This is a genomic window from Reyranella sp., from assembly GCF_030651995.1.
Classification (GTDB): domain Bacteria; phylum Pseudomonadota; class Alphaproteobacteria; order Reyranellales; family Reyranellaceae; genus Reyranella.
Genome location: NZ_JAUSBN010000073.1, coordinates 20,884 through 34,101, shown reverse-complemented (window position 1 = coordinate 34,101; position 13,218 = coordinate 20,884). Strand labels below are relative to the sequence as shown.

The 13,218-nt window shown below is 65.7% G+C and carries 7 protein-coding genes; 1 reads left to right on the top strand and 6 read right to left on the bottom strand.

Annotation, left to right across the window (positions count from 1 at the left end; genetic code table 11):
• Positions 1 to 39: 39 nt before the first annotated feature.
• Entirely contained in the window at positions 40 to 264 is a 225-nt protein-coding gene (locus Q7V45_RS22865) for a hypothetical protein (RefSeq protein WP_304856462.1), read from the bottom strand.
• Positions 265 to 362: 98 nt separating this feature from the next.
• On the bottom strand, positions 363 to 1,355 hold the full coding sequence (locus Q7V45_RS22860; protein ID WP_304856459.1) for a tripartite tricarboxylate transporter substrate binding protein: 993 nt from the start codon (positions 1,353 to 1,355) through the stop codon (positions 363 to 365).
• A 147-nt stretch (positions 1,356 to 1,502) separates the two neighbouring features.
• On the opposite strand from Q7V45_RS22860, the gene plsY reads away from it, so the two are divergent.
• Positions 1,503 to 2,168 (top strand): glycerol-3-phosphate 1-O-acyltransferase PlsY, encoded by a 666-nt coding sequence (plsY, locus tag Q7V45_RS22855; RefSeq protein ID WP_370692653.1) that lies wholly within the window; start codon positions 1,503 to 1,505, stop codon positions 2,166 to 2,168.
• 66 nt (positions 2,169 to 2,234) lie between these two features.
• On the opposite strand, the gene Q7V45_RS22850 is transcribed toward plsY, so the two are convergent.
• The 4 genes from Q7V45_RS22850 to Q7V45_RS22835 all read right to left on the bottom strand — a co-directional run bounded on the left by Q7V45_RS22850 (position 2,235) and on the right by Q7V45_RS22835 (position 13,092).
• Positions 2,235 to 2,465: a hypothetical protein gene (locus Q7V45_RS22850; protein WP_304856456.1), complete on the bottom strand. Its 231-nt coding sequence runs from the start codon at positions 2,463 to 2,465 to the stop codon at positions 2,235 to 2,237.
• Between the two features lie 33 nt (positions 2,466 to 2,498).
• On the bottom strand, positions 2,499 to 3,032 hold the full coding sequence (locus tag Q7V45_RS22845) for a hypothetical protein (RefSeq protein ID WP_304856455.1): 534 nt from the start codon (positions 3,030 to 3,032) through the stop codon (positions 2,499 to 2,501).
• Positions 3,033 to 3,065: 33 nt separating this feature from the next.
• Positions 3,066 to 3,839: a hypothetical protein gene (locus Q7V45_RS22840; RefSeq protein ID WP_304856452.1), complete on the bottom strand. Its 774-nt coding sequence runs from the start codon at positions 3,837 to 3,839 to the stop codon at positions 3,066 to 3,068.
• A gap of 124 nt (positions 3,840 to 3,963) precedes the next feature.
• Positions 3,964 to 13,092: a M10 family metallopeptidase C-terminal domain-containing protein gene (locus tag Q7V45_RS22835; protein ID WP_304856450.1), complete on the bottom strand. Its 9,129-nt coding sequence runs from the start codon at positions 13,090 to 13,092 to the stop codon at positions 3,964 to 3,966.
• Positions 13,093 to 13,218 lie beyond the last annotated feature (126 nt).

Below are 13,218 nucleotides of genomic sequence, written 5' to 3'. Positions count from 1 at the left end.
CGACATTGCCAGAGCTGTCGCAAACGACTCAAGACACCTTCACGAGCGATCGAGTCGCGGCTGACTCTCAAGAACCTCCAGCCGGGCGGCAATCAGGGTCGCGCTCATGAGTTGGAACGCCGACCACGCGGCCATGATTCCCGGGATCAAGGCCCACACCCAGCCCGCGAAGTATCCGACCGCGGCTGTGACGATCAGAAGGAGGCACATCGCTTTGGCTTTACGCCGGGCGCCGGCCCTGAACTCCGCGGAGGTCTTGCCCATCTCCGCGGACTTCGCCGCCAAGGCGTCGTGCCATCCCATTCGTCGGGCTTTCGGTTTGAGGTGTGCTGCAGCCTCCGGCCGCGCTTGCGCGCGGCCGTCTACTCTGCAGCCTTGATTCCGATTTCCTTCATCACCTTCATCATGATCTCGGTGTCGCGCTTGAAGACCTTGTTGGTCTCCTCGAAGCTGAGCGGGCCCACGATCAGATAGTTGGCCATCAGCGCCTTCACCTTCTCGTCGGTACCGGCTTCGATCAGCGTGTCGGAAAGCTTTTTGGCGATGTCCTTCGGTGTCGCGGCCGGGACGGCGAAGGCGGCGAACGCCCGCGTCTCGTAGAAGCCGCCGACCGCGCCCTGCTCCGTCATCGTCGCCACGCCGGGAAAGGCCGGCAGACGGTCGCCCATCATGGCGATGGCCCGGCCCTTGCCGGAGGCGATCACCGGCGACGCCCCCGCGGGACTGCCCGCGCCGCCGTCGAGCTGCTGCGACGTCACGTCGGCCCACATCGCCGCCTCGCCGCGATACTGCACGATCTCGACCTTGAAGCCGTACTGCTTGGCCATCGTCTCGATCAGCATCTGCGGCGTCGAACCCGGCCCGTAGGCGCCGAAGTTCAACTTGTCGACCTTCTTGGCGTACTCGACGAATTGCTTGAGGTTGGTCGCGCCGGTCTTCTCGGCCGCCACGACGGGACCGCCCAGGCTGGTCGTCATGGTGAGATACGTGAAGTCCTTCTCCGGATCGTAGGGCAGGTCCTTCACCGTGACCCTGTTCTGGATCAGCGACGACGAGATGGTGCAGAGGATGGTGTAGCCGTCCGGCGCCGCGCGCTTGACCTCGGCCACGCCGATCGTACCGCCGGCGCCGCCCTTGTTCTCGACGACGACAGACTGACCGAGCTTGCGGCCGAGATACTCGCCATAGACGCGCGCAATGCCGTCGGTCTGGCCGCCCGCGGGATAGGGCACGACTATGCGCATCGGCTTGTTCGGGAACGCCGCCTGCGCCCGCGACGAGGTGGTGAAAAGCGCCGGCGCCGCGAGAGCGCCCGCACCCGCAACGATGAGTCCACGACGAGTCGGTGTACGCATACTTGATCCTCCCTGAACTCCGGGGCCTTGCTGCCCCTTGAGCTTGCGGGCGAAACACTAATGCAGGAAGAGTGAAGGCAGCAAGCAGAGGACGCGCAGGGGCGACGTTCTGCACTACACTCGGAACGGATTCGAAGGAGCCTTCCGCTGCACGACGCGACGTCGCCGCTTGTCATTTCGCTGTTCGGGATCGCCGGCATCGTAGCCGCCTATCTCCTGGGCTCGATTCCTACCGGCTATCTCGCGGGCCGGCTGCTCCGGGGCATCGACATTCGCGAACAGGGTTCGGGGTCGACCGGCGCGACAAACGTATTGCGCACGCTCGGCAAAGGGCCGGCGCTGGCGGTGCTTCTGGTCGACGTGCTGAAGGGCGTCGCGGCCATTCTTCTCGCACGCTGGCTCTATCCCTGGCTGGAGATGCCGGAGGGCCGGGTGCCGTGGACCGTCTGCCTGTGCGGCCTCGCCGTGCTGCTGGGGCACAGCCGCTCGGTCTGGCTGGGCTTCACCGGCGGCAAGTCGGCGGCGACGGGACTGGGCGTGCTGCTCGCGCTGTCATGGCCGGTCGGCGTGGGTGCGGCGGCGGTGTTCGCCCTCGTATTGGCCCTCGCCCGGATCGTGTCGCTCGGCTCGATGCTGGCGGCCTTGACCGCGATCGCCCTCGTCCACGTCCTGCCGGAGCCGCTGCCCTACCGCCTGCTGGTCGTCGCTGGCGGCCTCTACGTCATCGCGCTCCACCGCGCCAACATAGGCCGGCTGGTAGCAGGCACGGAACCGAAGGTAGGGCGGAGCGCCCCTGGTCCTCAGTCATCCTGAGCGCAGCGAAGGATCTCACGCAAGCAACGGAGTCCTTTGGTCGTTCCGTGAGGTCCTTCGCCGCGCTCAGGACGACTTGAGTCTTCCCCGCATCACCGCGGCGATGGCCTGATCGAGATGAGCCTGCAGGAAGGGCTTGTTGAGGCGCGGGATGTCGGTGCTCCGGCCGTCGGGCACCTCGGCATAGCCGGTCGCCAGAAGGACCGGCAGGCTGGGGCGCTCGCGCCGGATCGCGGCGGTCAGGAGATTGTTGAAGTCGTGCGCGACGCCGCCGGTGAGCTGGCCGATCGCCTCCATCTTCTGCGACTGGAACAGCGCCTCGCGCGCCCGCTAGCCGAACCGCAGCGAGTCGAAGAATTGCGAGACCAGCGGGCTGCCGAGCCGGGAGGTGGATCCCTGAGCGATCTGCGAGTAGACCGCCTGCGGCGTGAGATAGAGCCGCGCGCGAACGAAGCGGTCGCCCGCCACCGCAAGGACGAATTCGCGGCCGGTGAGCGGCCCGGTCTCGATCTGGCGCTGTTCCCGCAGCGTACTGCCCGGCCAGCTTTTCATCATGCCGGCCTGCGCCTGCTCGAGCGCGGTCGCGAGGGCGGTGCCGGACGGCACCGGGTGCGGGGTCGCCGGGACGACGTCCAGCAGCTCCAGGGTCAGCTTGTCCGGCAGCATGTAGACGTAGGAATTGAGCGTTCCGTTGTGGGTCGGCACCTGCAGGTACCGGTAGCCCAGCGGCATCTTGAGGCGATAGCGGTTGCCGGGGCCGGAGACGGCGACCCATACGGCCTCTGCGCGTGCCGGCGTGGAAGCACCGAGTAGCCCGACCGCCCCACCTGCGGCACCCGTCATCATGAAACGTCGACGATGCATGTCGTCACCTCCGGTTGAGGTCCCTATCCTGCCTCAGGCCGGGCCGCTTGCAACCGGGACACCGGTCGGGGACGGCGGGACCAGCCGGTACTGCCGCTGGAAGAAGGCCGAGTGCAGGCCGCCCTCGGGCGGGCGGGCGGAGATGTGCTGGGTGACCTGGGCGTTCGCCGAGCCATTGCCGGCGACCATCAGCATGACGTGGTTGACCGGGATGGTCTTCAGCGTGCCGCGCCTCAGCAGCTCCTCGAAGATCTCTTCCGGCTCGCCCTCGGGGACGGGGGTCCAGTAGCGCAGCGCCTTCAGCATGCTCTGCGTCTCTGGATCCTGCGCCCGGTAATCGCCGTCGACATAATGCGTGCCCAGCGTCTCGATCCGGGCGATGCAGATCGGCTCGCCGGCAGCCGCCGGATCCTCGAGACTGTGGTCGGTATGCAGCCCGTGCGGCTCGGGAAACACGAACCGGCCGTAGGCATAGTGCTCCTTGCGATAGGACGCGGCCGGAACGAGCACGCCCATCATCGCGTCGACCTCCTCGTTGTAGAGCCGCACGTAGGGCGCCATGGGATCGACATTGCCCCCGGCAAGAGTCTCTTCCCAGCGCTCGTCGACATTCACCGTCACGACCTCGTCGAACGTCCGGGCGCGCTCGAAGATCTCCGTCGCCACCTCGCCGCGGAAGCGGGCGATCGCCATCGGCAACCGCGTATGCGCCTCCCGATCGTTGAAGCAGGCATGAAGGCGTTCGAGCACGGACCATTCGCCGGCGGTGAATGGAAGAGGCTCCAGCAGCTGCAGCCTGGACGGCAAGGATGCCCATGCCTCGCGAAGGGGTGTCGTCATCCCGGCAGCGTAGCACCTGGTGCCGCCCTCTGCGTACTGCCGCTTGAGGTGGCGGAGCTCCTCGCGCCTTGGAACGAGTGGCCGGTGACCACTACACGATGAGGAAGTCGGTGTGATCGAGGCCGCCCTGCAGCGTGTCGATCGTCGCGAACCTGACTGCGTCGACGCCGCCCAGCCCGTCCGCGTCGTAGGAGAGCGACTTCGACGCCGCATCGAACAGGATGCGGTCGTCGGCCTGGGTGGCCACGGGGCCCAGGTTGAACGCCCCGACCGCCAGCGCCCCCGCTCCAAGCGCGGCAAAGACCGCGTGGTCGAGCTGGATCGTGTCGGCGTTATGGTTGAACGCAAGGATGCGATCGATGTTGTCGAGGCCCAGCGCGGTGCTGAAGCGGAACGTATCGCCGCCGCCGCCCCCGGCCAGCACGTCGGCACCGAGGCCGCCGTCCAGCACGTTGCGGCCGGCGTTGCCCGTCAGGATGTTGGCAAGCTCGTTGCCCGTCGCGGCGATGTTCGCCTTGCCGGTGAGCGTCAGGTTCTCGACGTGGGCCGCGAGCGTGTGGCTGACCCCGGAGCGCACCAGGTCCGTCCCGCCGTTCGCCAGTTCGGTGACCACGTCGCCCGCATTGTCGACCACGTAGGTGTCGTCGCCCTCGCCGCCTTCCATCGCGTCGGCGCCCAGGCCGCCGTCCAGCACATTGTTCGCGCCGTTGCCGATCAGCACATTGGCCGCGCCATTGCCCCCGCCGTCCACGGCCGCGCTGCCGCTCAGCACCAGCTTCTCGACCTCCGCCGACAGCGTATGGCTGACCGACGAGAGGACCGTGTCGTAGCCGTTGCCCGCCCGCTCGATCACGCGGTCGCCGGGCGCGTCGACGACGTAGGTATCGTCGCCGGCGCCGCCGTACATCGTGTCGGCGCCCGAACCGCCGTCCAGCCGGTTGGCGCCCCCATTCCCGTTCAGCGTATTGGCCAGCCCGTTGCCCGTCCCGTCGAGATCGCCGGTGCCCAGAAGCGTCAGCGTCTCGACGTTGGCCGTCAGCGTGTAGCTGACCCACGACCGCACCTCGTCGATGCCGCCGCCCGACTCGTTCACGAGGTCGCCGGCATCGTCGACCACGTAGGTGTCGTTGCCCGCGCCGCCCTCCATCCTGTCCGCCCCGGCCCCGCCGTCGAGGACGTTGCGGCCGCCATTGCCCAGGATCACGTTGTCGGCGCCATTGCCGGTGCCGTTGAGGGCGGCATTGCCCATCAGCACCAGCGTCTCGAGATTGTCCTGCAGCCTGTAGGTCGCCCACGCCCGAACCGTGTCGGTGCCCTGGCCCGCCGCCTCGCTGATCCTGTCGCTCGCGGCGTTGACGACATAGATGTCGTCGCCCAGGCCGCCCGCCATCGTGTCGGCCCCGGCCCCGCCGTCCAGCAGGTTGTTGCCGTCGTTGCCCGTCAGCACGTTGGCCAGCTCGTTGCCGCTGCCGTCGATGTCGGCGCTGCCGGTGAGGACCAGGTTCTCGAAGTTGTCCTTCAGCCGCCACGTGACCGACGACTGCACCGTGTCGGTGCCCGCTCCCTCGCCCTCGCCCAGCACGTCGCCGGCATTGTCGACGATGTAGCTGTCGTTGCCCCGACCGCCCGCCATCGTGTCGGCCCCGGCCTGGCCGTCCAGCACGTTGTTGCCGTCGTTGCCCGTCAGCGTGTTGGCCAGCGCGTTGCCGGTCCCGCGCAGGTGGCCGCTCCCCAGCAGGACCAGCTTCTCGACATGGTCCGACAAGGTATGGCTCACGCTCGCGCGCACCGTGTCGATGCCGCCGCCCGCCAGTTCGGTCACCACGTCGCCGGCATTGTCCACGACATAGAAGTCGTTGCCCAGCCCGCCCGCCATCGTGTCGGCGCCGGCGCCGCCGTCGAGCAGATTGGCGCCGCCATTGCCCGTCAGGATGTTCCTCAGCGCGTTGCCGGTGCCGCCGATGTCGCCCGACCGGGTCAGGGTCAGGTTCTCGACGCCGAGGCCCAGCATCCAGGTCACCGACGACAGCACCGTATCGATGCCGCCGTTCGCCGTCTCGACCACGACGTCGCCGACATTGTCCACGACGTAGGTATCGTCACCCGACCCGCCCGTCATCGTGTCCGCGCCGGCCCCGCCGTTCAGGACGTTCTTCCCGGCATTGCCCGTCAGCACGTTGTTCAGGCTGTTGCCGGTGCCGTCGATATCGGCCGTGCCCAGCAGCTTCAGTTGCTCGAGGTTGGCGCCCAGCGTCCAGCCCAACCACGCCTCGACCGTGTCGGTGCCCTCGCCCGCGTTCTCGATCACGACGTCGCCGACCGCGTCGACGACATAGGTGTCGTCGCCCAGCCCGCCCGCCATCGTGTCGGCGCCGGCACCGCCATCAAGCACATTCTTCCCGGCATTGCCGGTCAGGACGTTGGCCAGCGCGTTGCCGGTTCCGTTGAGGTCAGCCGTTCCGCTGAGCGTCAGCCTCTCGACGTTAGCGGCCAGCGTCCAGGTGATCGACGAGAGCACGGTATCGATGCCGCCTCCCGCTTCTTCCGTCACCACGTCGCCGGCATTGTCGACCACATAGGTATCGTCGCCGGTTCCGCCCGCCATCGTGTCGGCGCCAGCGCCGCCATCGAGTATGTTGTTGCCGACGTTGCCGGTCAGGACGTTGGCCAGTTCGTTGCCGGTGCCATTGATCGCGCCGGTGCCGGTCAGAACGAGGTTCTCGACATTGGCACCCAGCTGGTAGGACCCGGCCGACGACTGGACCAGATCCGTTCCGCCGCCGGCAGCCTCGACGACGACATCGCCAGACTGATCGACAACGTAGGTATCGTCGCCCTGCCCGCCCGCCATGGTGTCGGCCCCGGCGCCACCGTTCAGGACGTTCTTCCCGGCATTGCCGAACAGCGCATTGTTCAGCCCGTTGCCGGTACCGTTGAGGTCGGCCGTGCCCATCAGCCGGAGCTGCTCGAGGTTGGCACCCAGCGTCCAGCCGAGCCAAGCATTGACCGTGTCCGTGCCCTGGTCCGCGATCTCCGTGACGACGTCGCCGGCAACGTCGACGACATAGGTATCGTCGCCCAGTCCGCCGGCCATCGTGTCGGCTGCTGCGCCACCATCCAGCAGGTTGTTGCCGGCGTTGCCGGTCATCACGTTCGCAAGCTCGTTGCCGGTGCCCGCGAGATTGTCGACGCCGGTGAGCGTCAGCCTTTCCAGCGCGGCCCCCAGCGTCCAGTTGATCGACGCCAGCACCGTGTCGGTGCCCGCGCCCGCCAGCTCGGTGACCAGATCGCCGGCATTGTCGACGACATAGGTGTCGTCGCCGAGACCGCCGGCCATCGTGTCGGCGCCCGCGCCGCCGTCGAGCGTGTTGTTCCCATCGTTGCCGGTCAGCACGTTTCCGAGGATGTTGCCCGTGCCGTCGATGTTGGCCACTCCGGTCAGAACCAGATTTTCGACGTTGGCGGCCAGGGCATGGCTGACCGATGAGCGGACCGTGTCCGTGCCTTCGCCGGCCTTCTCGAAGACGACATCGACGAGCGAGTCGATGACATAGGTATCGTTGCCGCCCGCGCCGGCCAGCGTGTTGATGCCCGCGTTGCCGGTCAGCCAGTTATCCAGTCCATTTCCAGTGCCGTTGATCGCGCTCGCACCCGTCAGGGTCAGGATTTCGACGTTTTGGTGGAGCGTGTAGGTGACGGACGACAGGACCGTATCGGTGCCGCCATCCACTTCCTCGGAGACAACGTCGCTGACATTGTCGACGACATAGGTATCGTTGCCGGCACCGCCTGACATGCCGTCGGCGCCTTCCTTGCCATCCAGCTTGTTGTCGCCCGCGTTGCCGAAGAGCGAGTTGCTCAGCTCGTTACCCGTGCCGTCGATGTTGCCAGCCCCAGTGAGCACCAGGGTTTCGACATTGGATGAGAGCGTGAAGCTGACCGAGGCACGGACCGTGTCATTGCCGTCGCCGGGGCTCTCGAAGACAATGTCTCCGATATCGTCGACGATGTACGTGTCGTTGCCGCCTACGCCGTATAGACTGTCCGCCCCGGCGCCACCATCAAGCGTGTCGTTTCCATCATAGCCGATCAGCTGGTTGCTGCCGGCATTGCCGGTGATGGTGTTGTTCTGGGCGTCGCCGTAGGCATTGTAGTTGACCGCCCCGATCAGGATCACGTGCTCGACATTGGCGATCCAGTTCATGAGGGAAGCTTCGATATGGACGGTGTCATACCCCTCGTTGGCCAGCTCGGTCACCGCGTCGATGGCGCCATTGAGAGGTCTCCCGATGTAATAAGTGTCGTTGCCCCGACCGCCGATCAGCCTGTCGAAGCCACCGGCGCCATCGAGAAGATTGTTGCCGGAATTGCCGGTAATGGTGTTGTTCAGGTCATTGCCGGTCCCGTTGACCGACGCGGTGCCCGTGAGCACCAGTTTCTCGACGTTGGCGCCCAGCGTGTAGCTGGACGCGACGTGGACCGTATCCGTACCCTCGCCCACCGCTTCGACAACAACGTCGGCCGCATCGTCGACATAGTAGGTGTCGTCGCCCTCACCGCCGATCATCGTGTCGACGCCCGTCCCGCCGTCCAGCGTGTCGTTGCCGCCGTTGGCGACCAGCGTATCGTCCCCGGCAAAACCCTTGAGATCGTTCGCGGCCGCGTTGCCCGTAACGACATTGGCGGCGTCGTTGCCGTAGCCGAGTACCGCCGCTGTTCCGACCAGTTCCAGGTTTTCGAGATTGGCGCCCAGCCGCACGGAGCTGATCGTACGGACCGTATCGATGCCCTCGCCCGCCTTCTCCACGATGGTGGCATCGTCGTAGTAGCGGAGGATATAGGTATCGTCACCGGTGCCGCCGATCAGCGTGTCGAGTCCGCCGTTGGTGATCAGCGTATCGTTGCCGGCGCCGCCTTCGAGCCTGTTGTTTCCATCATTGCCAGTCAGCACGTTGTCGTGGTCGTTGCCGGTTCCGTTACCGCCGCCCGTAAGAACGAGATTCTCGAAGTTGGCGCCCAGCACATGGTTGCCGCCGAAGAAAGTCCTGACCGTGTCGATGCCTTCGCTCGCGTTCTCGACGATGACATCGCTGGCGCCGTCGATCTCGTAGGTGTCGTCGCCAAGCCCGCCGATCAGCGTGTCGATCCCCCCGATACCGATCAGCGTGTCGTTGCCCAGGCCGCCTTCAAGTCTGTTGTTGCCCGAGTTGCCCCTCAGTACGTTGTCGAACGCATCTCCGGTGCCGTTGATGTTGGCGGAGCCCGTGAGCGTGAGGTTCTCGACATTGATGCCGTCCAGCACATAGCTGAACGACACCCGGATCGTGTCGGTACCTGCCGCGGCGTTTTCGACGACGATATCGGTGACGTCATCGATCTCGTAGGTATCGTCGCCGAGGCCGCCGATCAGCGTGTCAGTTCCACCGCCACCGATCAGGACGTTGCTGTAGGCGGTGCCGGTCAGAATGTTGTTCAGCTCATTGCCGGTGGCGTTGGTCGCGCCACCGAGCAGGACCATGTTCTCGACATTGGCACTCAGCGTGTACGAGACATACGAGTAGACGGTGTCAATGCCGGCGCCGGCGGCTTCGATCACCTTGTCGCCTGTCTCGTAGACATAGTAGGCGTCATCGCCGTCGCCGCCGCTCATCGTGTCGACACCGGCCTTGCCGTCGATGATGTCGCCCAGGGCGGTCGCCTTTGGCTGGCCCGCCACGGTTTCGGTCGTCGAGATGATGTCGTTGCCGGCCGTCCCGTTGATGGTGACGCCCGACCCCGGCGGCGCCGAGGCCTGCTTGACATGGACTTCGGCATTGCCCAGCACCCAGCGGTCGAACGCCCCGGCGGCATTGCTGAACGATCCGGTTTTTGCCCAGGCCGCTTCGGAGAACTGTACGATGTCGCCGTAATTTCTTTCGACGGTGAGGATATGCTTGCCATCCATCGTCGCGCCGATGCCGCCGAGGATGCTCAGCTGGTTGACGATGAGCGTATTGTTGCCGGTCCCGCTGAGGTCGATGCGCCCGATGCCTTCCAGCTTGCCCGCGACCAGCAGCTTGGTGAGATCGAGCGAGAGGCCCGTCCCGCCGAGGGCCAGCGTGTCGACACCCGTGCCGCCATCGGCCAAACGGAAGGTCAGGTCCTTGACGATCAGCCGGTCGTCGCCCGCGCCGGCATGGAACACGTCGCCCCCGCCACCGCCGGTCAGCACGTCCTTGCCGCGCCCGCCCATCAGGATTTCTGCCGCCGTGGTGCCGGTGGTCGTGACCGGTGCGCCCGATGCGCCGTAGGGGCCGCCGAACACCACGTAGGTCGTGCCGCCGGCACCGGCCTCGGAGCCGATGATCATGTCGTCATAGCCGTCGCCGTTGACATCCCCGGCCGATGCCACCGAGGTGCCGCTGGATCCATAGGTTTCGGTTCCGACGACCCGGAAGCCGGAGAGGCCGTCGAGCGTGGCAAGATTGGTGCTCGCGGCAAAGCCTGACACCTTTCCGAACAACACGTAGCTGATGCCAACCGGGGTACCGTTAACGTCGGCCCACGCGGCGCCTACGAGCAGGTCGGCAAAGCCGTCCCCGTTGATGTCGCCCGCCGAAGCAACGGAAATTCCGCTGTTGTCGAACTCCGACGCGCCCTGCAACACAAAGCCGTTGGTGCCGTTCAGAGCCGATAGGTTGATATTGGCCGCAAATCCGGAGGCCTTTCCGAAAACGACATAGCTCGCGCCGGAAGCGGCGCCATTCGGATCGGCACCGTTGGCGCCGATGATCAGGTCGCCGAATCCGTCGCCATTCAAGTCCCCTGCCGAGGCAACCGACTGACCGCTATAGTCCGACGTGGACACGCCGTTCAGCCTGAAGCCATTGCTGCCGTTCAGGGCGGAAAGGTCGAGACTGGACGGGATGCCGGATGCCTTGCCGAACACCACATAGCTCGCGCCAGCCTGATCGCCGGTCGTAAAGGCATTCCGCGCGCCAATGATGACATCGTCATAACCGTCGCCATTGACATCGCCTGCGGATGCGACCGACGCACCGGCCTGGTCGTACTCGGATGCTCCCGTTAGCTTGAAGCCGGTGCTGGCGGTCAGAGCGGAAAGGTTGACGCTGGCTGCAAAACCCGACGCCTTTCCAAAGACGATATAGGCTGTTCCGGAATCGGCACCCTGCGGATCGGCTCCCCACGCACCCACGATCAGGTCATCGAAGCCGTCGTTGTTGAAATCGCCCGCCGAAGCGACCGAATGGCCGCTGTAATCCCCCGCCGCCACGCCATTCAGCCGGAAGCCATTGCTGCCGTTCAGCGTCCCGAGGTTGATGTCCGCGGCAAACCCCGTCGCCTTGCCGAAGACAACATAGGTCGCACCGGAATTGTTGCCCCCCGGATCGGCCTGCGTCGCACCAATGATGAGGTCGGCGAATCCGTCCCCGTTCAGGTCGCCGGCCGAGGCGACCGAGTAGCCGCTCCGGTCGTTCGCCGCGACGCCGCTCAGCCTGAAGCCGTTGCTGCCGTTCAGCGTGGAAAGGGGAATATCGGCTGCGAAGCCCGATGCCTTGCCGAACACCACGTAGGCCGCACCGGTATCGTAGGCCCCGATATCGGCGCGTCGATCACCGATGAGTATGTCGTCGAAGCCGTCGCCATTGACATCGCCGGCCGAGGCGACCGAGCTACCGCTATAGTGATTCGCCAGCCCACCGCTCAACTTGAAACCGTTGCTGCCGTTCAGGCTAGACAGGAGGACGGTGCTCGACGCGAGTACCTGTTGTGCAGAGACGTCCTGCTCGACATGAAGTTCGGTATCGCCGAGCACCCAGCGATCGAATGTTCCGGCGGTATCGGTAAAGGATCCGACCTGTGTCCAACCCGGCTCGGCAAGCCAAACCTTGTCGCCGGCATTGCCCTCCACGACCAGGACACGCGATCCATCTTCATATGTCCCGACGCCTCCCAGACCGCTGGCCTGACTGACGACGAGCGCGTTGTCGCCGGTACCGGTGAGGTCGATGCGTTCGATGCCAACGAGCTTGGCCTTGACCACGGGATCGGAGAGGTTGAGGGTCGCGCTTCCGCCCGCGAGAACCAGCGTGTCGATGCCTGAGCCGCCATTGGCCAGCTCGAACATAAGGTCCCTGATGACCAGCCTGTCGTTGCCTGCGCCGCCCGAAAGGCTGTCGGCGCCGCCTCCGCCGTCGAGCATATTGTCGCTCGAGTTGCCGATCAGCCTATCATTGCCGCTGCCACCGATTGCATTCTCGACGACGACGCCATTCGCAATCGTGTAACCCCCGGCAACGACGAATCCCGAACTGGTGTAACCGTAGGAAACACGTGGATCCCACTGTGATATCTCGGACGGCGAGATCACGCGCAGATCGATCGTCGAATTCCCGCTCGACCCTGCGTTCGAGATCGTGTCGATGCCACCCGTGTCCCAGATCGTCGACCAGGCGGTATTGAAGCCGTTCGTCGTCGGCAGTTGGTAAACGTTGTTTCCGGATGCGTAGCTCGAGTTGGCGCCGTAGATCGCCTGGATTGCCGCGATGTCGAGGGCCATCGGACCGTATTGCAGCCCATAGGATTCGGACGTGTGCCCGGGCAAAAGGTCGGGCCAGCCGAAAGTGTAGCTCATCGTCGTGTAGATGCCTTGATTCAGGCTTCCAGTACCCTCCGCGTGTTCGTCCCCCTGATTGACGCCGGGGAAGGTTGTCCGATCCCACCCCGGTCCACCGTCATGCGGATGGGCAAGGCCGAGCAGGTGGCCGATCTCGTGGACCATCGTGACGAGGCCCAGGCTTCCTTTGCCCAGCACGCCGGACATGGCCAAGTTCGGCGCATTGAAGAGGATATCGAGTACCTCGGAACTGCTGTAGCCTGGCAGATCGCTCCAGCCGAGGACGTTGGGTCCGCCCGCCTGCGCCTGGGTGCCCCACCAGAACCTCACGTCCGCGTCGGTGGCGCTCGTGACCTCGACGAAGTCGATGTTTGCGACGCTCTCCCACAGCGACATTGCCTCTCGCAGCCCGTTGAGAGCCAGCGCCGTCCAGCTATAGGAGTTCTGGCCGTCCATTGTGCCTTGGAAGGCCGTCCACTGGATGGTCACGGGACCGCCATTGCCGTCGGTCCAAGCCCCGCCAGCGACCAGGCTGTCGATCCACGGATCGGATCCGTCGGTGGGCGTTCCGTCGATGAAGATGGTCGTGGCTGTGCCGGGCATGAGTATGTCCTACGCGACAAAAGCGGAGAGGGCGGGAGTGGGGTCGAGGGAGGGAGCGGTGGGAAGGGCGCAGGCGGCGGCCACTGCACGGCGGATCGCCCGTTCGCCCAGCCCGCCGCCGAAAGT

Coding starts and splice junctions, on each gene's coding strand:
- Q7V45_RS22865 (WP_304856462.1), bottom strand. CDS start 264: ATGGGCAAGACCTCCGCGGAGTTCAGGGCCGGCGCCCGGCGTAAAGCC.
- Q7V45_RS22860 (WP_304856459.1), bottom strand. CDS start 1,355: ATGCGTACACCGACTCGTCGTGGACTCATCGTTGCGGGTGCGGGCGCT.
- Q7V45_RS22850 (WP_304856456.1), bottom strand. CDS start 2,465: ATGGAGGCGATCGGCCAGCTCACCGGCGGCGTCGCGCACGACTTCAAC.
- Q7V45_RS22845 (WP_304856455.1), bottom strand. CDS start 3,032: ATGCATCGTCGACGTTTCATGATGACGGGTGCCGCAGGTGGGGCGGTC.
- Q7V45_RS22835 (WP_304856450.1), bottom strand. CDS start 13,092: ATGCCCGGCACAGCCACGACCATCTTCATCGACGGAACGCCCACCGAC.